General features: G+C 36.2%; 28 protein-coding genes and 1 pseudogene. 17 read left to right on the plus strand and 12 right to left on the minus strand.

Going from position 1 to position 23225, the window contains the following annotated elements:
- Positions 1-156: 156 nt before the first annotated feature.
- The 3 genes from Q1A47_RS13450 to Q1A47_RS13460 form a co-directional block, all read right to left on the minus strand.
- The gene (locus Q1A47_RS13450) at positions 157-363 is read right to left on the minus strand and encodes a DUF3813 family protein (protein ID WP_026680632.1); all 207 of its coding nucleotides are present in this window, start codon (positions 361-363) and stop codon (positions 157-159) included.
- A 1-nt stretch (position 364) separates the two neighbouring features.
- A complete protein-coding gene (locus tag Q1A47_RS13455) occupies positions 365-514 on the minus strand; it encodes a hypothetical protein (RefSeq protein WP_162986391.1) in 150 nt (49 codons plus the stop codon).
- A 198-nt stretch (positions 515-712) separates the two neighbouring features.
- A complete protein-coding gene (locus Q1A47_RS13460; RefSeq protein ID WP_211911288.1) occupies positions 713-1546 on the minus strand; it encodes an HAD family hydrolase in 834 nt (277 codons plus the stop codon).
- Positions 1547-1685: 139 nt separating this feature from the next.
- Here Q1A47_RS13460 and Q1A47_RS13465 point away from each other — a divergent pair, with 139 nt between their 5' ends.
- The 5 genes and pseudogenes from Q1A47_RS13465 (at position 1686) to Q1A47_RS20890 (ending at position 3583) form a co-directional block, all read left to right on the plus strand.
- Positions 1686-2447 carry a prolyl oligopeptidase family serine peptidase gene (locus Q1A47_RS13465; RefSeq protein WP_026680634.1) on the plus strand — a complete coding sequence of 254 codons (762 nt, stop codon included), beginning with the start codon at positions 1686-1688 and terminating at the stop codon, positions 2445-2447.
- A 75-nt stretch (positions 2448-2522) separates the two neighbouring features.
- On the plus strand, positions 2523-2834 hold the full coding sequence (locus Q1A47_RS13470) for a metal-sulfur cluster assembly factor (RefSeq protein WP_026680635.1): 312 nt from the start codon (positions 2523-2525) through the stop codon (positions 2832-2834).
- Between the two features lie 110 nt (positions 2835-2944).
- Positions 2945-3281, plus strand: a pseudogene (locus tag Q1A47_RS13475) (molybdenum cofactor biosynthesis protein MoaE).
- 81 nt (positions 3282-3362) lie between these two features.
- Complete coding sequence (locus Q1A47_RS13480) at positions 3363-3491, plus strand: hypothetical protein (protein WP_255637735.1); 129 nt, start codon at positions 3363-3365, stop codon at positions 3489-3491.
- A gap of 32 nt (positions 3492-3523) precedes the next feature.
- On the plus strand, positions 3524-3583 hold the full coding sequence (locus Q1A47_RS20890; RefSeq protein ID WP_366141137.1) for a hypothetical protein: 60 nt from the start codon (positions 3524-3526) through the stop codon (positions 3581-3583).
- Between the two features lie 156 nt (positions 3584-3739).
- Here the strand turns inward: Q1A47_RS20890 and Q1A47_RS13485 are convergent, their stop codons facing one another.
- A complete protein-coding gene (locus Q1A47_RS13485; RefSeq protein WP_026680636.1) occupies positions 3740-4432 on the minus strand; it encodes a Crp/Fnr family transcriptional regulator in 693 nt (230 codons plus the stop codon).
- A gap of 85 nt (positions 4433-4517) precedes the next feature.
- Positions 4518-5339 carry an undecaprenyl-diphosphate phosphatase gene (locus tag Q1A47_RS13490; protein ID WP_121604879.1) on the minus strand — a complete coding sequence of 274 codons (822 nt, stop codon included), beginning with the start codon at positions 5337-5339 and terminating at the stop codon, positions 4518-4520.
- Between the two features lie 98 nt (positions 5340-5437).
- On the opposite strand from Q1A47_RS13490, the gene Q1A47_RS13495 reads away from it, so the two are divergent.
- A complete protein-coding gene (locus Q1A47_RS13495) occupies positions 5438-5746 on the plus strand; it encodes a hypothetical protein (RefSeq protein WP_026680638.1) in 309 nt (102 codons plus the stop codon).
- Between the two features lie 232 nt (positions 5747-5978).
- On the opposite strand, the gene Q1A47_RS13500 is transcribed toward Q1A47_RS13495, so the two are convergent.
- Positions 5979-6173 (minus strand): DUF2929 family protein, encoded by a 195-nt coding sequence (locus Q1A47_RS13500; RefSeq protein ID WP_026680639.1) that lies wholly within the window; start codon positions 6171-6173, stop codon positions 5979-5981.
- Between the two features lie 198 nt (positions 6174-6371).
- Between Q1A47_RS13500 and Q1A47_RS13505 the strand changes: the two genes are divergently transcribed.
- The 6 genes from Q1A47_RS13505 (at position 6372) to Q1A47_RS13530 (ending at position 11939) form a co-directional block, all read left to right on the plus strand.
- On the plus strand, positions 6372-6956 hold the full coding sequence (locus tag Q1A47_RS13505; RefSeq protein ID WP_026680640.1) for a hypothetical protein: 585 nt from the start codon (positions 6372-6374) through the stop codon (positions 6954-6956).
- A gap of 45 nt (positions 6957-7001) precedes the next feature.
- On the plus strand, positions 7002-7964 hold the full coding sequence (locus Q1A47_RS13510) for a BMP family ABC transporter substrate-binding protein (RefSeq protein ID WP_026680641.1): 963 nt from the start codon (positions 7002-7004) through the stop codon (positions 7962-7964).
- A 103-nt stretch (positions 7965-8067) separates the two neighbouring features.
- Complete coding sequence (locus tag Q1A47_RS13515) at positions 8068-9009, plus strand: beta-ketoacyl-ACP synthase III (RefSeq protein WP_121604880.1); 942 nt, start codon at positions 8068-8070, stop codon at positions 9007-9009.
- A 27-nt stretch (positions 9010-9036) separates the two neighbouring features.
- The gene (gene fabF / locus Q1A47_RS13520) at positions 9037-10275 is read left to right on the plus strand and encodes a beta-ketoacyl-ACP synthase II (RefSeq protein WP_166530803.1); all 1239 of its coding nucleotides are present in this window, start codon (positions 9037-9039) and stop codon (positions 10273-10275) included.
- 492 nt (positions 10276-10767) lie between these two features.
- The gene (locus tag Q1A47_RS13525) at positions 10768-10986 is read left to right on the plus strand and encodes a hypothetical protein (protein WP_026680644.1); all 219 of its coding nucleotides are present in this window, start codon (positions 10768-10770) and stop codon (positions 10984-10986) included.
- Between the two features lie 191 nt (positions 10987-11177).
- Positions 11178-11939 (plus strand): YjbA family protein, encoded by a 762-nt coding sequence (locus tag Q1A47_RS13530; RefSeq protein ID WP_026680645.1) that lies wholly within the window; start codon positions 11178-11180, stop codon positions 11937-11939.
- Positions 11940-12318: 379 nt separating this feature from the next.
- Here Q1A47_RS13530 and trpS read toward each other — a convergent pair whose 3' ends face one another.
- A complete protein-coding gene (gene trpS / locus Q1A47_RS13535; protein ID WP_166530804.1) occupies positions 12319-13314 on the minus strand; it encodes a tryptophan--tRNA ligase in 996 nt (331 codons plus the stop codon).
- A 483-nt stretch (positions 13315-13797) separates the two neighbouring features.
- Between trpS and Q1A47_RS13540 the strand changes: the two genes are divergently transcribed.
- Positions 13798-14736: a ketopantoate reductase family protein gene (locus tag Q1A47_RS13540; protein WP_026680647.1), complete on the plus strand. Its 939-nt coding sequence runs from the start codon at positions 13798-13800 to the stop codon at positions 14734-14736.
- A gap of 204 nt (positions 14737-14940) precedes the next feature.
- Here the strand turns inward: Q1A47_RS13540 and panD are convergent, their stop codons facing one another.
- Genes panD through panB form a run of 3 tightly spaced genes read right to left on the minus strand, consistent with a single transcriptional unit; the run spans position 14941 to position 17057 of the window.
- The gene (panD, locus tag Q1A47_RS13545) at positions 14941-15330 is read right to left on the minus strand and encodes an aspartate 1-decarboxylase (RefSeq protein ID WP_166530805.1); all 390 of its coding nucleotides are present in this window, start codon (positions 15328-15330) and stop codon (positions 14941-14943) included.
- 11 nt (positions 15331-15341) lie between these two features.
- Complete coding sequence (panC, locus tag Q1A47_RS13550; protein ID WP_166530806.1) at positions 15342-16214, minus strand: pantoate--beta-alanine ligase; 873 nt, start codon at positions 16212-16214, stop codon at positions 15342-15344.
- 12 nt (positions 16215-16226) lie between these two features.
- Positions 16227-17057, minus strand: a complete 831-nt coding sequence (panB, locus tag Q1A47_RS13555) for a 3-methyl-2-oxobutanoate hydroxymethyltransferase (RefSeq protein ID WP_166530807.1) — start codon at positions 17055-17057, stop codon at positions 16227-16229.
- A 208-nt stretch (positions 17058-17265) separates the two neighbouring features.
- Between panB and Q1A47_RS13560 the strand changes: the two genes are divergently transcribed.
- The gene (locus Q1A47_RS13560) at positions 17266-18468 is read left to right on the plus strand and encodes a putative glycoside hydrolase (protein WP_166530808.1); all 1203 of its coding nucleotides are present in this window, start codon (positions 17266-17268) and stop codon (positions 18466-18468) included.
- A gap of 335 nt (positions 18469-18803) precedes the next feature.
- Positions 18804-19397, plus strand: coding sequence for a GNAT family N-acetyltransferase (locus Q1A47_RS13565; RefSeq protein WP_026680652.1), 594 nt, complete (start codon positions 18804-18806; stop codon positions 19395-19397).
- A 141-nt stretch (positions 19398-19538) separates the two neighbouring features.
- On the opposite strand, the gene Q1A47_RS13570 is transcribed toward Q1A47_RS13565, so the two are convergent.
- A complete protein-coding gene (locus Q1A47_RS13570) occupies positions 19539-20909 on the minus strand; it encodes an ammonium transporter (protein ID WP_026680653.1) in 1371 nt (456 codons plus the stop codon).
- 19 nt (positions 20910-20928) lie between these two features.
- Positions 20929-21270: a P-II family nitrogen regulator gene (locus tag Q1A47_RS13575; RefSeq protein WP_121604884.1), complete on the minus strand. Its 342-nt coding sequence runs from the start codon at positions 21268-21270 to the stop codon at positions 20929-20931.
- Positions 21271-21650: 380 nt separating this feature from the next.
- Here Q1A47_RS13575 and spxA point away from each other — a divergent pair, with 380 nt between their 5' ends.
- Complete coding sequence (spxA, locus tag Q1A47_RS13580; RefSeq protein WP_021292282.1) at positions 21651-22046, plus strand: transcriptional regulator SpxA; 396 nt, start codon at positions 21651-21653, stop codon at positions 22044-22046.
- A gap of 392 nt (positions 22047-22438) precedes the next feature.
- A complete protein-coding gene (mecA, locus tag Q1A47_RS13585) occupies positions 22439-23119 on the plus strand; it encodes an adaptor protein MecA (RefSeq protein ID WP_026680655.1) in 681 nt (226 codons plus the stop codon).
- Positions 23120-23225 lie beyond the last annotated feature (106 nt).

The following is a 23225-nucleotide window of genomic DNA, read 5'->3' on the forward strand; positions in this document are numbered from 1 at the left end:
TCTCAAAAAAAGTGGTACTTACCAAATTATTGGCGAGTACCACTTTTTATTTTACTGGGTTTTGTCCCAGCCCCTTTATTGCTTAAAGTAAATCCGTTTCATCATGTCCATTAAAAACTAATGAATTGGAATTTACCTTCACAATATATGCAGAGGCTACTGTAATTGATTATGCTGTTTTAGTTGGTTCTCCAATTGCTGTAATTGCTGCTTTTCCTCAGGAGTGGCTTCATTATATGCAGCTTGTATAGCATTTTGTGCTGCTTGCTTATCCTGAGCACTAGCATTGTTTCCTTGCATATTCATAAAGTTTGTAACAGCATTTCTAGCTTGTTGAAAAAGGTTATTGTTATTATTATTCAACTTAAAAACCTCCTACTGTGTGGTTATCTGCTTCTTCCTGTTTTCTTTCTGCATCAGAGAATCTTGCCCTGTACGGAAATCGCTCAGCATGTTTTTTAACAGAATCAGCGCTCTGTTGGCTAAAACGCTTAGACTTACTTCCTTTTCCCACGATACTTCCTCCTTAGGAACACTATTTTGGAAAGAATCATGTTACACAAAAGCATGTTTAGCGTTCTTGAATAGCGCTCGCTATCCTTTTAGTCAGAATGGTACATTTGGAAGTTATGCAAAAAGTGAACGCATGTAGGCGTTCACTTCTAGTATGGCTGCTATGTTTTTTTATATAGTAGGAAATATTTGTGAATAATTAAACGGATTCAACCTCTAATTTTAAATATTCTTGAAGGAAGTTACCAATGCCATCCTCTTCGTTTGTATCAGTTATGTGTTTTGCCACAGCTTTTAATTCATCAATGGCATTTCCCATTGCAACACCAACACCAGCATAGTCAATCATTTCCAAGTCATTATCTTCATCGCCAAAGGCAATGATTCTCTCCTTTGGAATATGGTAATAATGAGCGACCTTTTGTAGACCTACCGCTTTATTCATCCCTTTTCTAACAATTTCTATGATATTCCACGGTGCACCCCATTTGCGATGTTCAATTAAATCAGCATGGTACTGATCAAGATGCTGACGCAACGTAGTAATATGATCTTCTTTTGGGTGAATAAGAATAGAAGTTGGATCTTCTCTTAATTTATTCTTAAGACTTCCAATGGTAAATGGCGGATCATTTTGAGTCATATGGAAGATGTCAATAATTGCTTGATCGTATTGATCCAAATAAACCTCATCCATAACCTCCGCTAACACATTATGGACATTAAGCTCATAGCAGGCTTCGACAATCTTATGTGCAGTTCTTATGGGCATAGGACTATGTAGCGCATCCCATTTACTATCTTGAGGATGATGAATTAGCGCACCATTAAAATTCACCATAGGTGTTGATAAACCAAGGTTGTTATAATAGTTAATACTAGCTCGATGTGGTCTTCCAGTAGCAATAACAACTATATGCCCTTCATCCATTGCTTTCCATATCAGCTGTTTGGTTCGGGGACTAATTTCCTTTTTATCTGTTAAAAGCGTACCATCTAAATCCAATGCGATTAAATGTCTATTCGTTTGCATAATTATTTCACCTCATCTGACAATAGTGTATAGTTGATAGTTATAGATGTAAAGTAAAATTTTTCTAAGCATCATTTGCATTTCCAAACAATGGAATAGTAAAATTGTAAATGAAAACATACGTAAGGGGACAGTCACGATGATTGGAATATATGAAGAACAAATAAATAACATTCCGAGCTTGATTGTAGTTGAAGCAGATAAAGCAAAAGAAGCACTACCTGTCATCACATATTTTCATGGATTTACGAGTGCAAAAGAACATAACCTTCCTTTAGCGTTTTTACTTGCTGAAAAAGGATACAGGGTTATCTTACCAGATAGTAAATACCATGGTGCTAGAGAACAAGAAGTATCCTCTTTAAAACGACAAGTGTCTTTCTGGGAAATCGTCATACAAAATGTAAAAGAGCTAAAGGATGTAAAAGAATATCTAGATGATAAAGGTCTTGTCTTAAATGACCAATTTGGTATTGCAGGGACCAGTATGGGTGGTATCACCACTTCAGCAGCCCTTACACAGTATCCTTGGATTAAAACGGCGGCGATTTTAATGGGCTCTCCTAAGATAACAACCTATGCAAAAACACTGGTTGATAGCTTTAAAAAGATGGGGAATCTTCCGGTAACGGATGAAGAAATTAATTCCTTATATGAGCAATTGAAGTTATACGATTTGTCTGAACGGCCAGAAAAATTAAATCAACGTCCGTTGTTATTTTGGCATGGAGAAGACGATCCAGTTGTTCCGTTTGACCATTCCTATACTTTTTATGAACAAGTTGCCAAGGATTATATGAATCCGGAAGACATTGTATTTTTGAAGGAAGCCAATCGTGGGCATAAAGTGGGAAGGTATGCCATATTAGAAACAGTTAAATGGTTTGATAGGCATTTGTAGTTTGAAACAATGATATTTAAAAAAATCTATAAATATGTTTAAATAGTAATATCAAGTTAGAGGAGGTATGAGGGTATGGATGAAGCGCTAAAAGAGAATTTAATGGGTGCCTTAGAAAATGTTATTGATCCTGAATTAGGTATTGATATTGTTAATTTAGGTCTAATATATGATGTTGATTTAAATGACGAAGGTGTATGTAAAGTAACGATGACACTTACTGCAATGGGGTGCCCACTTGCTGGACATATCGAGCAAGATGTAAAGCATGCACTATTTGATATACCAGAAGTCAAGGAAACAGAAGTAAATATTGTTTGGAATCCACCTTGGGGTAAAGAAAGAATGTCTCGCTATGCTAAAATTGCCTTAGGTATTCCTGATTGATAATAATTTAGGTTAATTCATAGTATATGGATTGACCTTTTTATTTAGAATGATTAGGGTTGGTTTTTTCTTTCTAAAAAGGAGATGAACCACTAAACGTAGCTGAAGCAATAACGAAGGTAATAAGTTCTGAGGCAGGGGCAGTTAATCCATTTATTGGAATGGTTCGTGAATTTACGAAAGGTAAACGAACCGTTTATTTAGAATACCAAGCATATAGAACGATGGTTTGGCAGAGAAAATGTTAGCGCAAATTGGCGACGAAATTAACCAAAAATGGGATAATGCGGACCGGTAATTATTCATCGAATTAGTAAGTTAGATACTTCAGATATTGCTGTTGTCATTGCAGGATCAACTCCACATCGTAAGGATACGATCGAAGCAAGTAGTTATGCTATGGAACGGTTGAAAGAAATTGTCCCTATTTGGAAGAAGGAGCATTAGGATAATGAAGAGGTTTGGATAGGTGTTCAAATACAGGAGAATACGAATGAAGTCTCTGTGATAGCGAAAGGGGAATTTCACTTGATTAAGGTGTTGATGGTTGCTGAAATAAAAGAAATAGTAAAAGATAAAATTTTACTGGGCGGAGCTGGGATGACTGTAAGGGAATTAAAGGAGAAATTGCAAGTAACATTAAGCGTGGAAGTATAGAGTCTGCACTCGTTGTAATTAACGAGGAATATGTGGATGAGCAGACATTGTTGAAAGAGGGCGATGTAGTAGCTATCATTCTCATCTGTTAGTGGGGGATAATCGAGCTGCTTGTCTGTATGAATAATAAAGCTGGATGACAATAAGTTATAACGGATTGAAGTGTGTAATAGGCTAGGAGAAGTACAGTCAATTACAGTTATTATGAGTTAAAAGGGCGGACTGCTTTTTCGTTGGCATTCCGCGTATTAATGAATAGTACATAAGTGAACAGGGCATTCTTCGCAATTAATGGCATTTTTAAGGTATTGTAAATTATGAATAGTAATGTATCCTTTGCAAATAGTTAGAATCCCTTTGCGCTTTAACTCGTTTAGTAAACGACTAACACTTTCTCTTGTTGTACCGCAGAAATTAGCTAGCTCTTGATTCGTAAGAGCTATGTTAATGAAGATAGCTTGTTCCTGCTTGAGCCCATAGCTATTTGATAATCTAATTAATGTTGAGTAGAGGGCACCACGCTTTCCAAACATGACTAAATCTCTGAATTTAGTTTGATCTCTCCGTAATGCGTTATTCATTAAATTGATAAAATCAATTGCCAGCTTACCGTCTTTTTGTAATTCTGTTTTTAGTCGTGAGGTAGTAAAAACAGCCGCTTTCGTATATTCTAGAGCCTTAGCATGTAATAAGAAGAAGTTACTTTCTAAACCTATATTTAATTCACCGATCACGTCTCCAGTAGAACATAAGCGTAAGGAAAGCTCTTTACCATCAGGAGAGGTTTTACCAACTTCGACTTTCCCCGATTGGATGATATATAGTTCTGTTGCTAGATCGGCTTCATGAAATACATAGTCTCCTGCTCGGAATTCTTGATAATAATCAGGATTATTTAGTAACTGTGTTAGCCTCTGAGAAAATCCATTTGCAGTACTCATATAAAGCTCCTCCAATCCATGAAGATCATCCGTTAAAAAATAGAAGCAGCAGTCATTAAACTGCTGCTTGAAGAAAATAATTATGTTACAAGAAAATAATAACAAGGATACCTACAATAAAGCAATAAAATGCAAAGTATTTCAGGTTTCCTTTGGCCATAATATTAATAAACCATTTTAAAGCAAAATACGAAGCGATGATTGAAGCAAGAAATGCTAATATGTTCGGAATCATTAATGCGCTAAACTCTGGGCTAGTAACTATTTTTGGTAACTTTAATACCGTTATCCCTAAGCTAACAGGAATGTATAGTAGAAACGAGAATCGTAATGCAGTCTCTTGTTTCATACCAACTAACATCGCTGCTACAATCGTAGCACCTGAACGACTAATCCCTGGAATGAGTGATACTGCTTGGGCAGCCCCTACAATTAATGCGTCCTTTACAGTTAGATCACCATCATTTTTCTTCCCTCTAAGGTTTCGAATAACCCATAATGCTGCTCCCGTAATTAACAATGTGTAGCCGACAACTACAGGGAAACTTAGTTTCTCACTAATATAATCCTCGAATAATAGTCCTAAAATTCCTGTAGGAATCGTAGCAATGATTAGAAATAAAATAAACTGAAAATCCGCCTTTGCTGTTTCTTCTTTTTTACTAAGATAACGCCAGCCATTTACAATTAGGCGAATAATATCTTTGCGGAAGATAACAAGAACAGCCAGTAATGAACCAAAATTAACAAGTATTTCAAAGGAAAGACCTTTGATTTCTATACCAAAAAGTTCTCGTAAAATGACTAAGTGCCCGCTTGATGAAATTGGAATTGGTTCTGTAAATCCTTGAAATAATCCTAGAATTACATATTTTATTAATGTCCCAAGTTCGGTTAGTGTTTCCATGAAATGTTCCTCCTCTTAATGTATTATTTATTTTTATCACTTATAGTCACCAACCCATAGGCTAATGAATAGGCTAGGTGGTGAGGAGGTAGATAAAAATGAATAATAATTATCAACATATATACGATGTGTGCAAAGATCATATGCATGCTTATGTGCTTATTGAATTAGCAGATGGTTCCAGTATTGATGGTATTATCACGGGACTAGATCAGGAATCAGTTTACATTGCAGTACCTTTAGAAGGTCATGAACAACAAAATATGATGTCTCAGCATCAGGCACCCTCCCATCAAAGACAATTCGGATATGGGTATCCTGGTTATGGGTATCCACCACCACGTTTCAGAAGATTAATTTTGCCATTAGCTGCGATTGCTGCATTAAGTATTCTGCCATGGTACTAAGACTACAAATGTTCGCATAGCAGCGAAATGTCTACACGTACTAATTCCTAGGATAGAACATAGTAAAACCCTTGCCCACTGTGCAGAGAAGGCAAGGGTTTATCCGGGCATACACAGGTTATTCCTCTCACTTACAGATTTACTATCGAAATATAAGATCAATTCACCTGTTTTCGTATTCCATCTACCGAATGGCAGCTATGCATAGTTGCTAAAGAACATGCTAATCACATTAATTTTCATGATTAGCTTCTGTTTGATCATCAGTTAACACACTATCACCCAATATGGTAATGGCTATAAACATAGTAACAGCAAGTACGATTGTACCCATGACGTCAAATTTATCGCCACCCATGCTTGATAAAACATAAGAAAGCACACTACTGATTAGAAGTGCCCAAACAATTGTTGCAATATAACGCATTTTATACACCTCAGCTTTTTGCAATTATCTCTACTTCATCTTTAATTAGTTTACCAAAACCGATAGGAAAAAAAAAGTATTTCTTTAGGTTATTGCTGCCATTGTTAATTAGGTATGCATCCCGCTTACTTTTATGTAAGAGGAACTACATAAATGTTTAGTTCCAATTGACGGTTCAAAGGGGGAGGAGAATTATTTATGACTTGTTTAGTTATAAATTGTAATCATTGGATAGGTTATCATATTGTCAATGATCTATTGGAAAAAGGTTGGGAAGTCGATGGATTAGTAAATGAGCAGCTAAATGATTCACTAAGCCTTTATTATGGAAGAAATAGTAATTTTTCGTTTTATCAAAGTGCAAATAAAAAACACTATGATACAAAGATTCATGTAGGTTCTATGAAAAGGGTAGAAGAAGTATCAGCAGATCTATCTGTAGTAATTCATTCAGTAGCTCCTGATCATTTACATGCGAATGATTTTTTTATTAAAGCTCCCTTACTTTTTGGTGAATGGATGCCTATGACTGAGAATGGAATGTATCGTAATCAACTCTTCATTCCGTTTAATTCAACATATTTCCTTACAGAGGCTGTCTATATTAAGGATTTCATGCATGCATTTATGGATTGGCTGGAAAAAGATAATAAAAAAGGTGAAAATAAAGAAAATAAGCAAATAAAACTTGAAAAATCAGCTTATCTTCGTGACAATATACCTATAGAAGAAAAATTAGATCATGTATTAGAGCATTATCATTTGAATAAGGAAATCTATTAGGTATGTTGGGTAATAAAAAATGCATATAGATTGGAGTGCCCACAATTGCAGAAGTTTGGATTGCTAGTAATTTTACTAATATTTGCAGTTATTATTGTAACTGGTTGTAGTTCCAATGTGGGTCAAGGGAAAATGCAAAATGTTGGAATGCTATTGGAAACTTCCATTAGTGACCAAGTATGGGCTGAAAAGGGATATCAAGGGTTAAATGAAATAGGTGAAACGTTTGATACCGATGTCTATTATAAAGAAAATATTAAAACAGAGGCAGAAGTAATTAAAGCAGTAGATGAGTTTGTACAGCATGGAGTAAATCTTGTTTTTGGACACAGTAGTATTTATGGGAAATACTTTACAGATATAGCAAAAAATTATCCTGACTTACATTTTGTTTATTTTAATGGTGGATATTTTTCTGATAATGTAACCAGTTTTAACTTTAATGCACATGCAATGGGTTTTTTTGCTGGTGTTTTGTCAGGGGCTATGACAGAGACAGATAAAGTAGGGATAGTTGCTGCTTACGAATGGCAACCAGAGATAGAAGGATTTTTTGAAGGTGTAAAATATCAAAATCCTCAAGCAGCTGTACAACTTGAATTTTTAAATGATTGGAACGATACGCAAACGGCAACGCAAATTTATCAAACGATGAAGCACGAAGGAACAGATGTGTTTTATCCAACGGGTGATGCTTATAGTGCTGAAATTATTGAGCGAGCAAAGCAGGACGGTAATTATGCAATTGGTTATGTGACCGATCAATCCGCAGTTGGTAGAAAAACGGTATTAACGAGTACGATTCAACATGTGGACAAGCTGTATCATTATGCTGCAGAACAATTTAATGATGGGGAGCTTGAAGGCGATATAAAAACATTCGACTTTCAAGATGATGCGATATCGTTAGCCCCATTTAGCTCAGATGTTCCAATTGCCATCCAGAAGCAACTGAAACAAATGGTTGATGCCTATACGGAAACAGGATTACTACCTCATGAGCAGTAATGTGACAACCATGAAGCTAACTTGCAAATTAGGGTAAAATACATTAAAATTAGTACCAAGTCATAATAATAGATAATAACATTATGTTTAAGGAGATGGAAATATGGATGTTGGTGTTTTAGGTACAGGTCACTATGTTCCAGAAAAGATCGTGACAAATAAAGATATGGAAAAAATAGTGGAGACAAATGACGAATGGATCCGCACAAGAACAGGAATTGAAGAGCGAAGAATTGCAGGAGATGATATAGATACGTCAGATATGGCCTATTATTCCGCAATAGACGCTCTAGAGAATGCAGACATGACACCAGAAGATATTGATTTAATATTAGTTGCTACCGTGACACCAGATACACCCTTCCCCTCTGTAGCATGTATAATTCAAGAAAGATTAGGAGCAACAAATGCTGCTGCTATGGATATAAGTGCTGCCTGTTCTGGATTTATGTATGGAATGGTTACAGCCAAACAATTTATCGATACAAATACGTACAAACATGTACTAGTAGTTGGGGTGGAAAAACTTTCGAAAGTAACAGACTGGAAAGATCGAAGTACTTGTGTGCTCTTTGGTGATGGTGCAGGTGCCGCAGTAATGGGACCTGTTTCGCAAGGAAGAGGTATTCTATCCTTTGAGCTAGGATCTAATGGTGCTGGTGGGAAGGAATTATATCAAGACAAAGATAGCGGCTATATCTTTATGAATGGTCGTGAAGTGTTTAAGTTTGCTGTTAGACAAATGCCAGAGTCCTCTGTAAATGTAATTAAAGCAGCAGGTCATAACGAAGAGGATGTTGATTACTTAATTCCACATCAAGCAAATATTCGTATTATGGATGCTGCTAGAGAAAGACTTGGTATATCCGAAGATAAGATGGCGAAAACAGTGAAGAAATATGGGAATAATTCCGCAGCATCCATCCCTATTGCTTTATCAGAATCAATTAAAGATGGTAAAATAAACGATGATGATTTGATCGTTTTAGTAGGCTTTGGTGGTGGATTAACGTGGGGAGCTTTGGCATTACGCTGGGGCAGATAAATGTATATGATGTAGGAGGTCAATCGTATGGAGCAAAGAAGAGTAGTTATAACTGGTGTAGGAGCTATTAGTCCTGTTGGTAATGATGTAAATACGATGTGGGAAAATCTTATTAACGGGAAATCAGGTATTGACTATGTTACAAGAGTAGATAAAGATCTTTATGCAGCAAAGGTAGCTGCAGAGGTTAAGGATTTTGAGCCAACAAAGTATATAGAAAAAAGAGATGTCCGTAAAATGGACTTATTTACACAATATGCAGTTGTAGCATCTAAAATGGCAGTCGAGGACGCAAACCTAACGATAGATGAAAGTAATGATAATCGGGTAGGTGTGTGGATTGGCTCCGGTATTGGTGGAATGCAGACATGGGAAGATCAGCATAAGAAGCTATTGGAAAAAGGTCCAAAACGGGTTAGTCCGTTCTTTGTGCCGATGATGATTCCGGATATGGCAGCTGGCCAAGTGTCGATTCAATTAGGTGCTAAAGGAATTAATTCCTGTACAGTAACTGCTTGTGCATCTGGCGCAAACTCTATTGGTGATGCTTTTAAGGCTATTCAGCGTGGCGATGCAGATTATATAATAACCGGTGGAACAGAAGCACCAATATCAAATATGGCTTTTGCTGGTTTTTCATCTGCCAAGGCTTTGTCTACAAACGAAGACCCAGAAAAGGCAAGCAGACCATTCGATAAAAATAGAGATGGGTTTATAATGGGTGAAGGTTCAGGTATATTGATTCTTGAAGACCTTGAAACGGCATTATCCCGTGGGGCACATATTTATGCTGAAATTGTTGGTTATGGCGCGACTGGTGATGCTTATCATATAACAGCACCTGCAGAAAGTGGAGAAGGTGCAGCCCGAGCAATGCAGCATGCATTGGATGATGCGTCGATTTCTGCTCAGGAAGTAGATTATATAAATGCTCATGGTACGGGTACAGATCTTAATGATAAATATGAAACAGCAGCAATTAAGGCTGTATTAAAGGAACATGCTGATAAAGTAGCAATTTCTTCAACAAAATCAATGACAGGACACTTACTTGGAGCTGCTGGAGGAATTGAGTCGGTTATTGCTGTAAAATCCATTGTAGATGGAATTATTCCACCGACAATTAACTATGAAACTCCAGATCCAGAATGCGATTTGGATTATGTCCCAAACGAAGCTAGAAAGCAGGATGTAAATGTTGTATTGAGCAACTCACTAGGTTTTGGTGGTCATAATGTTGCATTAGTATTTAAAAAATATGAATAGGCAATCAAAGTCGATCCGATTAAATGGGGGTCGGCTTTTTTATTGTCTAGGAAATTATAAAATTAGCCCATGTAGATAAATAGGCGCGTGCTGAGCGGCGTCTCCCGCAGAAACGAAGCGATCTTCACGAATCGCCCTAATCTAATTCATTCATCGGCTCGTAAGCGCACTGTGATTCCTTATCTCCGTTGACTCGCTCCAGTCACTACGTTTCTATTCGGACGCTTGCACTTTTATTCATAGAAGAACAACGACTGCCACTTCAAGCAATAAAAGTGAAACAATTATGGGGAAGTGGGGGATCGACTGCCAGTAAATGTCTGATTGGTTCAAAGTCCTTTAGGTCATACCCTTGTGGTACTACCATCCGTGGAGGATAAACAAAACCCCACGGATCGAAGTTTTACTTTATTTGTGACTTGTACATTTTTTTCATTTCTTTTATAAGACAAGCATATTCTATTAAAAAGTGGACAAGGTAGGCGAAAAGCAATGGGGTATGTGTTTATCTTTCTAATGGGTTTTGGTTTTTCGGTGATGGGAGGAGTAACGATAATTGCTTACATGAACTTTCTACCAGCTGGACTTTCATGGGGAGAATACTTCACGTTTATTGCTAGTAGAATGGAGTGTTATTTTCTTCCAATAGGAATTATTATCATGGCAATTGTGCTGGCTCGATTTCCAAATAATACTAATCGCGGATCTTAGGGGACTTTAAAAAACAATTATATTTGTATGGATTATTAGCAACGGAGCGTTATTAGCCAATGAAATGATTCATCACAATGGATCGGATTTACCTTAAAATATCCTCATTTAAAAATGGGTCACTTAGAATATTTTTCTAAATGATGGTCATAATGTATGTTAAGTTCAGTTAATAAAGTGAGGGTTGTTTTATGTTATATATGCATGATGTATGGGTGAATTGGTTTGAAGGAGAAGAGAACGGTTATAATGTTTGTTATTTTCAAGAATGGCGTAAAGAAGATGGCATCGAGTTGCTAGATCAAGTGCCACTGCTATACATAACAAAGGATTTGTATAACTATATTGAAAATGACATGCATGATTTGCCAAAAGCCTTGCTAGATGCAATTTACAAACGCGCATATATGAGAAAAGGACAGGAGCGAACTGTATTAGATTATGCTTGTATTGTAACAGATGGAAACGATATTGTAGCTTTTGATACGATTAGTTATAAAATTCCTGTTCGTAAAAGTAGACTAATTCCGAGACAGGAGCAATTGGTGTATGACATGATAAAAAACACCAAACCTCAATCATTTAAGTTTGATAATAAATTTTATCAAAAGGAGTACCATATGCTTTCCATGCCACCTGAGCTTGTCTTTGGATTAACTAGAAGAGAGAGACAGTTGAAGCAATTATTAATGATGGGTTTAGACCAATTACGTACGGCGAATAATTTAGAGGAATTACGATATTGGTTGACGGAATGGGATCCCAAGAACTACCCTTATATCCGCTTCATGGATGAAGAGAAGGTTTGGACAGCTTTATATAATGGAGTTAGGGAAGGTTGGAGCTCTAGGCATGAGGACTTGTGTGGAAAGCTGATAAAAGGGCAACCATTTTTAGAGAAAATGTGGGAAATAGAAAACGGTCAAGAACAGAATACATCCAAACAGCAGTAATTCTTATGGGAGGATAGGCTGCCTACCTATTTTAAATAGGAGAGGGCGAGGCAAAAAGAAATTTAATAAAGGCTCCGAATTATAACCGTGTATATAAAGCTATATCTGGTTCATAGTTTGGAGCCTTTATTGTTCATTTTTTGAAGTGGAAGATGAAAGCGTAAAATGTTGTTCCCATATATAACTGGCAGTAAGAGTAAGCCCCGCTCCAAGCAATCTGTGAAACCACTATTAGTAAGTGTGTGAATCGACTGCCAGTAAATGTCCGATTGGTTCAAAGGCCTTTGAGCCATACCCTTGTGGTACGAACAGTCCGTGAGGGAAACCACCTACGGATGGAAGCTTCACTTTATTTGCAGTCTTTACGTTTTGTATAGCATTATTTTTTCTTTTTTACTCTTCCTAAACCTATTGCTTTCTTTGCTTTCACTACTGTACGATTCGCGGTGATGGATGCTTTTTCAGCCCCATTGTCTAAAATCTGATCTAGCTCATCTGAGTTAATTAAAGCATTATATTTATCCTGAATTGGTTTTAGTACTTCAATGACAGCGTCGGCAGTACCTTGTTTGAATTCACCATATCCCTTTCCTTCATATTTAGCTTCCAATTCTTGGATGGATTCTCCTGAACAAATGGAATGTATGGTAAGAAGGTTTGATACACCTGCCTTGTTCTCTTTATCATATTTAACAACACCATCAGAATCCGTGACGGCACTTTTAATTTTCTTCTCAATTTTATTTGGTTCATCAAGCATGGAAATAAAACCTTTTTCATTGGAATCGGATTTACTCATTTTTTTCAAAGGATCTTGTAATGACATAATTCTCGCACCGACTTTAGGAATGCTTACTTCAGGTATTGTAAAAATATCATTATATCGATTATTGAAACGATGGGCTAGATCTCTGGTTAATTCTAAGTGTTGTTTTTGATCATCGCCAACAGGAACAATATCTGTATTGTATAGTAAAATGTCAGCAGCCATTAGCGAAGGGTACGTTAATAAACCAGAGGATACAGCTTCTTTTCCTTTTGATTTATCTTTGAATTGCGTCATACGCTCTAATTCACCCATATAGCTAATGGATTGTAAGATCCAACCTAGCTGTGTATGTGCGGGCACTTCAGACTGAATAAATAGGGTTGACTTGTCAGGATCAATCCCAGATGCAAGGTATAATGCTGCAAGTGAGCGAATATTATTTCTTAATTTTAAGCGGTCTTGAGGAACTGTAATAGCATGTTCATCTACAATACAAAAGTAGCAGTCATGATCGTCTTGTAGTTTTGTAAAATGTTTTAAAGCTCCTAAATAATTTCCTAACGTTAGTGTACCACTTGGTTGAATACCAGAGAATATTGTTTGCATAATAATTCTTCACTCCATTTCAATTTTGGGCCATATAAAAAGGTCCAATTATCCCTAAAAATAGGGACGATTGAACCGCGGTGCCACCCTTATTATCTTACATTATTAATGTAAGATCACTTTCAACATATAAGCTCTAAAGCCCATTTCCAATCATCCATAGCGCTTGTTTCCACCAACCACAAGCTCTCTGTTACACGGTGTTTTAGGATAATGCTCCAATGAAACAAACGAAAAACCCCATAATTTTTGCTAGCGGGACATTGTACTATATCTTTATCATCGCTTTAACTTATTAATTTACATTATTATATATGATAAGACATGGTAAAATCAAGTTACACTAGCTCTGCTTTACTAGCAAACTAAGCGTGATATTATATATATTTTTTAGTGTTTTAGCATTCGTGTATCCTCAGCATAAAAGTGCAATTACTCTAAGATGCCGAGAAATGAAAGAAACGCATGGAAAGGGGTTCAATTATGAAAGTACTAATCGTAGGTTCAGGGGCGATGGGAAGTTTATTTGCAGGCAAGTTAAAGCAACATGGTGTAGATATCACATTATTAAATAGGCCAAATAGCCATATAAAGGCAATACAAAAGACTGGGTTACAGATTGTCGAACAAGACGGAAATCTTGCTACAATTGATCTTATGGTAAAAACAAATGCTGCTGATTTAAACAATGATTATGACCTTATCCTTTTATTTGTTAAAGCATTTGCTACAGAATCTGTATTATCAAACGTTTTACCATTCCTTTCACGTACTACACCAATTCTCACGTTGCAAAATGGTGTTGGAAATATGGAAAAGATACAAAAGCTAAGTCCGTCACGTAACGTAGTTGTAGGTGGAACTAGTACCGGCGCTGGAATAGTAAAACCTGGTGTAGTGGAGCAACGTGCTTGGGGGAGTACATTTATCGGATCTACCGTACCAGAAAAGCACAAGCAATTACTTGAACAAATTGCCTCTCTCTTCTCTGCAGGAGGAATCAAGACACATGTATCTGAGAATGTTCAATCTGTCATTTGGAGTAAATTAATCGTTAATGTAGCCTATAATGGATTAACAGCCGTTACACGATTAACAAATGGGGAGGCAATACGGACAGATGAGGGGAAGGAACTAGTTGCAAAGCTGGTAACTGAGGCTGTGCAAATTGCAGAACGAAAAGGGATTCTGTTATTGTATGATGATCCAATAAATGAATGTATCCGTTTAGGAATAGAAGAGATCGGCAAAAATACATCATCTATGTTAACAGATGTTCTAAACAAAAGAAAAACGGAAGTTGAAGTAATTAATGGAGCAATTGTTAAGGAGGGAAAGAAACACAACATGGCTACTCCATACAATGAAATGATTCTGAAACTAGTTTATATGATTGAAAACAGCTATGAACAACGCTTATAAGAACCTTATTTTAGTCGAAAGATAAAGCGGGCAGGGCATAACTAAATGGTTTCTAAAGACGAACAACATACTATACTATCTCCGGACATTTACGTAGATCTCTGGGGGAAATCATTGGTGAGTCTTACAAGTGCATCAGCACGAGAAGGCTCACCAGCTGTTTATTATCTGGCTAAAACACTTTTGTCCCAATCACCAATATGTCTATGATTCTATTGTTGTTAATGGAGGCTCCTGGTCAAGGATTTCTCTAATTTCATTATTTTCATTCATAATAGCCACAAGCGGGCGATGTGCAGCCAGTTCTTCGTTTGAGATTAGTGCATAGGAGACAATAATAACAACATCTTCCTTCTGTACGAGTCTAGCTGCTGCTCCGTTTAGACAGACAACTCTTGATCCTCTTTCACCAGGTATAACATATGTTTCAAGTCGTGCCCCGTTATTATTATTGACAATTTGTACCTTTTCATGTGGAAGGATATTTACTTTATCCAAAATATCTTGATCAATAGTCACACTGCCAACATAATTTAAATTTGCCTCTGTTACCCGGGCTCTATGAATTTTACTTTTCATCATAGTACGAAACATATGATTTCCTCCTAGTTATAGCGGTTAATAATTTTTCCATTCGGATGTAAAATTAAATTATCGATTAATCTAGCTTCATCAAAGTAAACTGCCGCTGCAAGAATTACCTGCTGATTAATGGTGGAAACAGGTTTTAATGCGGGATAACTTAATAATTCAATATAGTCAATCTTTCCTGAAATATGTTTTTCCACTGTTTGAGTTACTTCTTTTATAATAAGGGCTGGATTTCCTTCACCTTTAAGAAGAAGCTGTTGACCAGCTAGTAACCCTTTATATATCCATACAGCTTCTCTTCTCTCATGTTCTTTTAAATTTACATTACGACTGCTCTTAGCTAAGCCGTCTTTTTCTCGAACCGTAGGTAATCCAACTAACTCCATTGGAAAATTTAAGTCTTGAATTAATGCATCAACTACAGCAACTTGCTGTGCATCCTTCAATCCAAAATAAACCTTAGTTGGACGAATAATGTGGAACAGCTTTGTTAACACGGTTAATACGCCATCGAAATGTCCAGGGCGAGAATGACCGCATAATACATTTACTCTCTCCCTGATACTCATATGAATGAGCATCGCATGTGGATACATTTCTTTTACAGTTGGTATAAATAAGACATCAACACCAGTTTTTTCAGCAAGTAATGTATCAGATTGTTCATCTCTAGGGTATTTTTCAAAATCTTCATTTGGGCCAAACTGTAGCGGATTGACAAATATACTAGCTACAACAATTGCGTTCTCCTTTTTTGCTTCCTTCATGAGTTGTAAATGTCCTTCGTGTAAAAAACCCATTGTAGCAACGAATCCAATTTGTTTATGTTGTAAATGGTATTTTTGAATAATCTCACTCATTGTATTTACGGAACGTATGACTTGCATATAAATATCTCCTTACTCACTAATAGGCAAATAATCTTTATCTTTAATATGGAAGGATTGTTCATCAGCCGGGAAGGATACCTGTTTTACTTCTGAAATGTAAGATTTCAGTGCATTTATTCCTTCTGTATTAAAGTCAGTATAGGGCTTCACAAATTTTGGCAGACGCTCAATACCATATTTCATAATATCATGGTAAACAAGAACTTGACCATCACATTCTGGACCTGCACCTATGCCGATGGTTGGAATATCTACTGTAGCTGTTATTATTTCTGCTAGCTCCCTTGGAACGCATTCTAAAACAAGAGCAACTGCACCGTGTTCAGCTACTTGTTTTGCATCTTCCAGCAGCTGTTTGGCAGCAGCTTTATCCTTACCTTGTACTTTAAATCCGCCTAACACATTTACGGATTGGGGAGTTAAGCCTAAATGGGCGGTGACTGGTATACCAGATTCTGTTAATCGTTCCATGAAATGAAGTATTTCTAGAGAAGCACCCTCAATTTTAAGGCTTTGCGCATTAGTTTCTTGAAAAAGCTTTGTGGCATTACGTAGCGAATCTTCTAAAGATATATGATACGACATAAATGGCATGTCAACAACAGTAAATGTATTCGGTGCACCGCGCTTGACTGCTTTAGCATGGTGGATCATATCATTGACCTTCACCTCAACAGTTGATGAATAACCTAGTACAACCATACCTAACGAATCACCGACGAGTATGGTATCAATACCAGCCTGTTCTGCCTGTTTTGCCGATGGGTAATCATAGGAAGTGACCATTGTAATTTTGTCTTGATTCGCTTTCATTTTTTTGAAATCTAGTACACTTAGCATTAAATATTTCCCCCTTTTCAGACAAGTTTAGTATGTATATTCATATGTAGAATTTGACTCTCAATTGCAATGAAGTTAATTATACAATAAACAGGGAAAAGAATAAATCAAGTGGATTTTTTTCTGCAGAATCTAGTTTTTTTCGTTCAAAATTGACAAATTTTCCTTTATACTAGATTCATATTACATAGTTGGGGATTGATAGCTTATGAAGAAAAATAAAAACATCATCATCGCTTTTCTTGGGATTTTATTACTAAGTATTCCAGTAATTGTGAGTGGAGAGGAAGCACAAAAAGTGACTGCTCATCAGGAGAGGCAAATTAATATTAAACCATTAAAAGCGAATAAAACATTGAAGCGATTTGTACATACTTCAGGCTATGATTTTGAATATCCCGACGCGGTACGTGGGATATATGTTACTGGAAATTCAGCTGGAGGCAGTCGTTTCGATTCCCTTGTGGAGCTAGTGGATCGTACGGATTTAAATACAATGGTTATTGATGTGAAAGAGGATAATGGAAATTTAACTTTTACCCCGGAAAAAGGATCTCCATATGAGGAAATTGCGAAGGATTACATTGATAATCCCAAAAAAATGATGAAGGTTCTTGAAGAAAAAGGGATTTATCCGATTGCTAGAGTTGTTGTATTTAAAGATTCCGTATTAGCAAAAAAACGCCCAGATTTATCTTTTACTAAAAATGGTAAAGTATGGGTCAATGGTAAAGGTGAGGCATTTGTTAGTCCTTTCCAAAAAGAAGTATGGGAGTACAATGTAGAAATTGGAAAAATGGCAGCATCAATGGGTTTCCAAGAAATCCAATTTGATTATGTTCGTTTTCCAGAAGGTTTTGAACATCGAGATAAAGAACTGGAGTATTCATTAGGAGATTATGAAGATCTTGACATGAATAATATTAAAAAACGTGTAAAGGCAGTAACGGATTTTGTTCACTATGCAAAAGAAGAGCTCAATAATTACGATGTGGATGTATCTGTAGACATATTTGGTTATGCAGCAACTATTGAGGAAACGCCGGGAATTGGACAAAACTTCTCGAAAATCGCGGAGAATGTGGATATAATTTCTTCCATGATCTATCCTAGTCACTGGTCTTCTTATTTTGGAATAGAAAAGCCTGATACAGAGCCGTATAAATTAGTAAATGAGTATGCGAAAGTGGAAAATAAAGTTTTAGGGAAATTAGACGATGCTCCTATTTCTAGACCGTGGATACAGGATTTTGAGGCTCCTTGGTTATATAGTGGTGCTACAAAGCAATATGGAAAAGCAGAAGTAGAGGCACAAATCAAAGCATTGTATGAAAATGGTATCAATGAGTTTCTGCTGTGGAATGCTGGTAATTCCTATACAGAAAACGTAGATTATAAATTAGGTAAATAACAAAAGTGAAACAGAAGCTGAGACAAAAGAATGAAGAAACAATAAAAAAAGAACGATAAAATAATTATCGTTCTTTTTTTGATCAGAATCATTCATTTAGCACCTGAAACAAGCGAGACTCCGGCGGGAACAGCACGCGTCCGAAGATCCTCCTATTGATAACATGATTATTCGTATTTTGAGTAAAGAAGTTGTGTTTTGTCCCAGCCTCTGTTTTTTACATGATTTAGTGTAGAATGGGCAAGCTATAATAACACAAAATTATGAAACGATTTAACAAATCATTACATTTTCGTTATACTTAATACGACTACTAAAAAATAAGGAGTAGATCAATGAACTGGTATGAAAAGTTGAACAAGTATTTTCCTGTAGAAGAGATGAAATCAAGAGAACACATGGAAATGCTCTTAGAGGAAAAAGGAGATGTCTATTATAAAGACGAAAGTAATCAGCATGTTTTAATGTACGCTGAATTCGATACGTTTTTATTCATCGATTATCTATGGGTATCCGCAAAAACAAGAGGACAAGGGATTGGTCATTCCTTAATCGAAAAATTAAAGGCCAAGAATAAACCAATTATTCTGGAAGTAGAACCTGTAGATTATGAAGATTCAGATACAGAAAAAAGACTCCATTTTTACCACAGGGAAGGGTTTACCCATGCCCAATCTATCGGCTATAGTCGCCGTTCATTAGCCACTAATGAAGCTACCCCTATGGAAATACTTTATTGGTCACCTAATGATGATTCCGAAGACTTTATTTATGAACAGATGAAAAAAATGTATGAAGATATTCATACGTATAAAGATGAAGAAATTTACGGTCAGTCTTATCAGCCTGTGGATGAAGTGTTGACGTATGATGAAAATCGTTCTTCTGGAAATATTATGGAGAATTTAAAAACAACAGAGAAAGCCTAAGTAAAACCCTCCCTGATTATTCAACAATAAGCAGGGAGGGTTTTACTTAGGCTAAAATATAGTCCGTCCGAATTAATACGAAACACAGGTTTTTATTTTATAGATTAATGAGTGAGAGTGTTTATTTCTGTATCATTTGAACTAAGTTGATTTATGTTTCGCATTCCCCATAGATAGATTATTTAAACGATCAGCTAGACCTAAGTTATAACCAATCGATTCGTCATTTTCAGAAATAAGCGATTCCTTTAATTCATATGCATTTGATCCATGTTCCGTGAAGTCTAATCCGGCTAATTCTTCTTCCTCAGAAACTCGGATAGATGAGAATTGTTTCACAATGAATAAGAATGCTCCTAATGTTATCATTGTCCATGCGATAACTGCTATAACTCCTATCGTTTGAATCCAAAATTGCGTTGTTCCATAACCATAGAACAAACCAGTCGACGTTGAAAATAAACCGATAGCTAATGTACCCCAAATTCCACAAAGACCATGTACAGTAATAGCGCCAACGGGATCATCAATACGTAGTTTGGCATCTAACCAGTGAATCCCTTCTACAAGTATGATGCCAGAAATAAGGCCAACTATTATTGATCCACCAAGTGAAATCTCTGCACATCCAGCGGTAATGCCGACTAAACCACCTAGTACACCGTTTAGGGACAATGAGGCATCGATACGCTTAAAGCGTAATTTTGTATATACGGCAGTCGATACAAGTGCTGCCGAAGTTGATAGCAACGTAGTGCCTATAACCATAGGTACAAGCGAAGGGTCGGCAGTAAGTGTACTACCTCCATTAAAACCAAACCAACCAAGCCAAAGGATAAAGACACCGAGTGCGCCGATAGGAATGTTATGTCCTTGAATAACATTTACTCTTTTCCCTGAGTATTTTCCAATACGTGGGCCTAAGTGCAATACAGCGGTGAGAGCACCTACTGCGCCGGTTACATGTACTACTGTCGATCCTGCAAAATCACTGAATCCTAAATCGGTAAGCCAGCCATCACCTTGCCAAACCCAGTGACCGACAACAGGATAGACAAATGCAGTCATCGCTATCACGATAAGAACATAACTGCTTAGTTTCATTCGTTCAGCAACAGCACCAGAAATAATCGTGGCACAGGTAGCTATGAACATTGCTTGAAATACGAAGAAGCCAACGTCTTCAACGTCATGTAATAAGAAACTATCTGTGCCTATGAATGAACCTCCAGAAGTACCAAACATAATACCAAAGCCGACAATAAAAAAGAGAATGGTCGAAATGCTAATTGTCAAGAAGTTTTTCATAAGAATATTGAGGGAATTTTTTGCTCTAGTAAAACCTGACTCCACCATCGCAAACCCTGCATGCATAAAGAATACTAGGAACGCACCAAGCATAATCCAAACCAAGTTAATGGATAACTCAAGAGAGGTAGTAGTTGGTGCAGCATATACAGGAGATGCAATGAGGGAAATAACGAAAAACAAGAATAAACTTTTTCTAAACATGCTTCATCCTCCTTTTAAATTACATAACAGCTTCTTTCCCTCTTTCTCCTGTTCTAATCCGGATCGTTTCTTCAACAGGCGAAACAAAGATCTTTCCGTCTCCAATATTACCAGTGCTACAATTTTTGATAATAATAGTAAGTATTTCATCTAATCGTTGTTCTTCTACAACCGTCTCCACTTTAATTTTAGCTAGTAGTTGTAGTTGAAAGGTTGTACCTCGGAATACTCCCTTTTGTCCTTTCTGCTTACCTGTTCCAGCAGCCTCTGTAACTGTTAAGCCTCCAATACCTGCTGCAGATAATGCTTTACGAAGTAATTGAAACTTTTCTGGACGGATAATTGCCTCAATTTTTTTCAATGCACTCACTCCTTTCGTGTAAGAAAACCTTACATTATAAGTTATGTAAATTATCATAATAGGTATACTAATTAAAATCAAGTAATTTTATATAATTATTTAGAAAATTACGAAACGAGCATTTGCAATTGGTTTTTAAGAAATTTTTTCAAATAAGATGTTTAATTAAAAATGATTAAGGGTAACTTACAAGTGAATGATTAAATTACATTTCGTAAACATCTAAAAAAAGCTCAATTTTTTCTTGAATATCCTCTACCTTTCGCTTGACAATTGTAGTATAATTTACATATAGGGTTATTTAAACTTATTTTAATTTGATAAGTGTTAAATGTTTATGGAATGACTAAACCCATTTTAGAATGAGGAGTGAAGTTTTAATGGTTACACTTTATACCTCACCAAGTTGTACATCTTGCAGAAAAGCAAAAGCATGGTTGGAAGAACATGATATCCCGTTCACGGAGCGTAATATATTTTCCGAACCACTAACACTGGATGAAATAAAGGAAATTTTACGTATGACGGAAGATGGCACTGATGAGATCATTTCAACTCGATCAAAGGTTTTTCAAAAATTGGATGTCAATATTGATCAATTACCAATGAAGGATCTTTTTAATTTAATTCAACAAAATCCGGGTCTTTTACGTAGACCGATTATTTTGGATGAAAAGCGTCTGCAAGTTGGATATAATGAAGATGAGATTCGCCGCTTCTTACCAAGAACGGTTCGTACTTTTCAGTTACGTGAGGCGCAACGAATGGTTAATTAACCAATTTAACATATTAAAAAACGCAGATCATTAATTACGATCTGCGTTTTTTTATCGCTATCTTGTAATCCTGCAAAGTAGACAGGTTAATTGTTACGGTTTCGTCACAAAAACGAGGATGACAAAACTTTAAATATAGGTTAAAATATGTTACTAATTATATAGGCATATATGTTTCCAATATGTTTGCTACTATCATACAATAAGTATAGAAAACCTTTTATTTCATTTACAAACATTTTGTTTGTAGGAAGTTTGGCATCACTCACATGTTGGAAGCATGAGCTGATCGTAAAGATTAGAAATCAAGGCATTAGGGTAAATCTACAATATTAAGTTATTTGGTGAAGCTGTTCTTCCACCTACCTAAAAAAGAAGGGGGAGAAATGAAAATGGAAATTGAAAGAATTAACGAGAATACAGTGAAATTTTACATTTCATATATTGATATTGAGGATCGCGGATTTGAGAGAGAAGAAATCTGGTATAATCGTGAAAGAAGTGAACAGCTTTTTTGGCAAATGATGGATGAAGTCAATTATAAAGAGGACTTTAATGTTGACGGTCCGTTATGGATACAGGTACAGGCTTTGGAAAAAGGATTGGAAATTATTGTAACTAAAGCTCAAATTTCTAAAAATGGAGACAATATTGAGCTTCAGACAGAAGATGGTAATACAGTTGATTTTCCAGTCGATAAAAAAATCGAAAATATGTTAGAAGATAAATTTGGTAAGCATGAAGAACCATTAGATGAAGAAGATGATGATAAGCTATGGATCATTGCTGATTTTGTCGACTTTGAAGATGTAATACAGCTAAGCCATTATCTTGATGACCTACAGGAAGGTACGATGGAAACACTTTACCATTATAACAATAAGTATTATCTATATATGGAGTTTTCTGAGGAAGAGCTTGATGAAAAACAGCAAGAAGATATTATTAGTAAAGTTTTTGAGTTTGCAGATGATTCAGATATTACCATACATGTACTTGAGGAATACGGGAAGAAAATCTTTGAAGAAGATACGTTTAATAAAGTTCGATCCCATTTCCCTGTACAAGTATAGACACTCCTTGAAAAGGAGTGCTTTTTTTATAAGTTAAGAAAGTATAAAATCAGTGCAATGACTGCGTTAAGCCAAGTAGTTATTTTGAAATGTTAGATGTATATTG

The sequence above is a fragment of the uncultured Virgibacillus sp. genome, assembly GCF_947495635.1.
In the GTDB taxonomy this organism is placed as follows: Bacteria; Bacillota; Bacilli; order Bacillales; family Amphibacillaceae; genus Virgibacillus; species Virgibacillus salarius.

What these genes read in the sequence shown, in the direction of transcription:
- Q1A47_RS13490 (WP_121604879.1), bottom strand. Translation starts at nt 5,339, where the DNA reads ATGGAAACACTAACCGAACTTGGGACATTAATAAAATATGTAATTCTA.
- panC (WP_166530806.1), bottom strand. Translation starts at nt 16,214, where the DNA reads ATGCAAGTCATACGTTCCGTAAATACAATGAGTGAGATTATTCAAAAA.
- spxA (WP_021292282.1), top strand. Translation starts at nt 21,651, where the DNA reads ATGGTTACACTTTATACCTCACCAAGTTGTACATCTTGCAGAAAAGCA.
- Q1A47_RS13460 (WP_211911288.1), bottom strand. Translation starts at nt 1,546, where the DNA reads ATGCAAACGAATAGACATTTAATCGCATTGGATTTAGATGGTACGCTT.
- Q1A47_RS13505 (WP_026680640.1), top strand. Translation starts at nt 6,372, where the DNA reads ATGACTTGTTTAGTTATAAATTGTAATCATTGGATAGGTTATCATATT.
- Q1A47_RS13530 (WP_026680645.1), top strand. Translation starts at nt 11,178, where the DNA reads ATGTTATATATGCATGATGTATGGGTGAATTGGTTTGAAGGAGAAGAG.
- trpS (WP_166530804.1), bottom strand. Translation starts at nt 13,314, where the DNA reads ATGCAAACAATATTCTCTGGTATTCAACCAAGTGGTACACTAACGTTA.
- Q1A47_RS13560 (WP_166530808.1), top strand. Translation starts at nt 17,266, where the DNA reads ATGAAGAAAAATAAAAACATCATCATCGCTTTTCTTGGGATTTTATTA.
- mecA (WP_026680655.1), top strand. Translation starts at nt 22,439, where the DNA reads ATGGAAATTGAAAGAATTAACGAGAATACAGTGAAATTTTACATTTCA.
- Q1A47_RS13525 (WP_026680644.1), top strand. Translation starts at nt 10,768, where the DNA reads ATGGGGTATGTGTTTATCTTTCTAATGGGTTTTGGTTTTTCGGTGATG.
- panD (WP_166530805.1), bottom strand. Translation starts at nt 15,330, where the DNA reads ATGTTTCGTACTATGATGAAAAGTAAAATTCATAGAGCCCGGGTAACA.
- Q1A47_RS13500 (WP_026680639.1), bottom strand. Translation starts at nt 6,173, where the DNA reads ATGCGTTATATTGCAACAATTGTTTGGGCACTTCTAATCAGTAGTGTG.
- Q1A47_RS13570 (WP_026680653.1), bottom strand. Translation starts at nt 20,909, where the DNA reads ATGTTTAGAAAAAGTTTATTCTTGTTTTTCGTTATTTCCCTCATTGCA.
- Q1A47_RS13470 (WP_026680635.1), top strand. Translation starts at nt 2,523, where the DNA reads ATGGATGAAGCGCTAAAAGAGAATTTAATGGGTGCCTTAGAAAATGTT.
- Q1A47_RS13465 (WP_026680634.1), top strand. Translation starts at nt 1,686, where the DNA reads ATGATTGGAATATATGAAGAACAAATAAATAACATTCCGAGCTTGATT.
- Q1A47_RS13540 (WP_026680647.1), top strand. Translation starts at nt 13,798, where the DNA reads ATGAAAGTACTAATCGTAGGTTCAGGGGCGATGGGAAGTTTATTTGCA.
- Q1A47_RS13565 (WP_026680652.1), top strand. Translation starts at nt 18,804, where the DNA reads ATGAACTGGTATGAAAAGTTGAACAAGTATTTTCCTGTAGAAGAGATG.
- fabF (WP_166530803.1), top strand. Translation starts at nt 9,037, where the DNA reads ATGGAGCAAAGAAGAGTAGTTATAACTGGTGTAGGAGCTATTAGTCCT.
- Q1A47_RS13515 (WP_121604880.1), top strand. Translation starts at nt 8,068, where the DNA reads ATGGATGTTGGTGTTTTAGGTACAGGTCACTATGTTCCAGAAAAGATC.
- panB (WP_166530807.1), bottom strand. Translation starts at nt 17,057, where the DNA reads ATGCTAAGTGTACTAGATTTCAAAAAAATGAAAGCGAATCAAGACAAA.
- Q1A47_RS13485 (WP_026680636.1), bottom strand. Translation starts at nt 4,432, where the DNA reads ATGAGTACTGCAAATGGATTTTCTCAGAGGCTAACACAGTTACTAAAT.
- Q1A47_RS13495 (WP_026680638.1), top strand. Translation starts at nt 5,438, where the DNA reads ATGAATAATAATTATCAACATATATACGATGTGTGCAAAGATCATATG.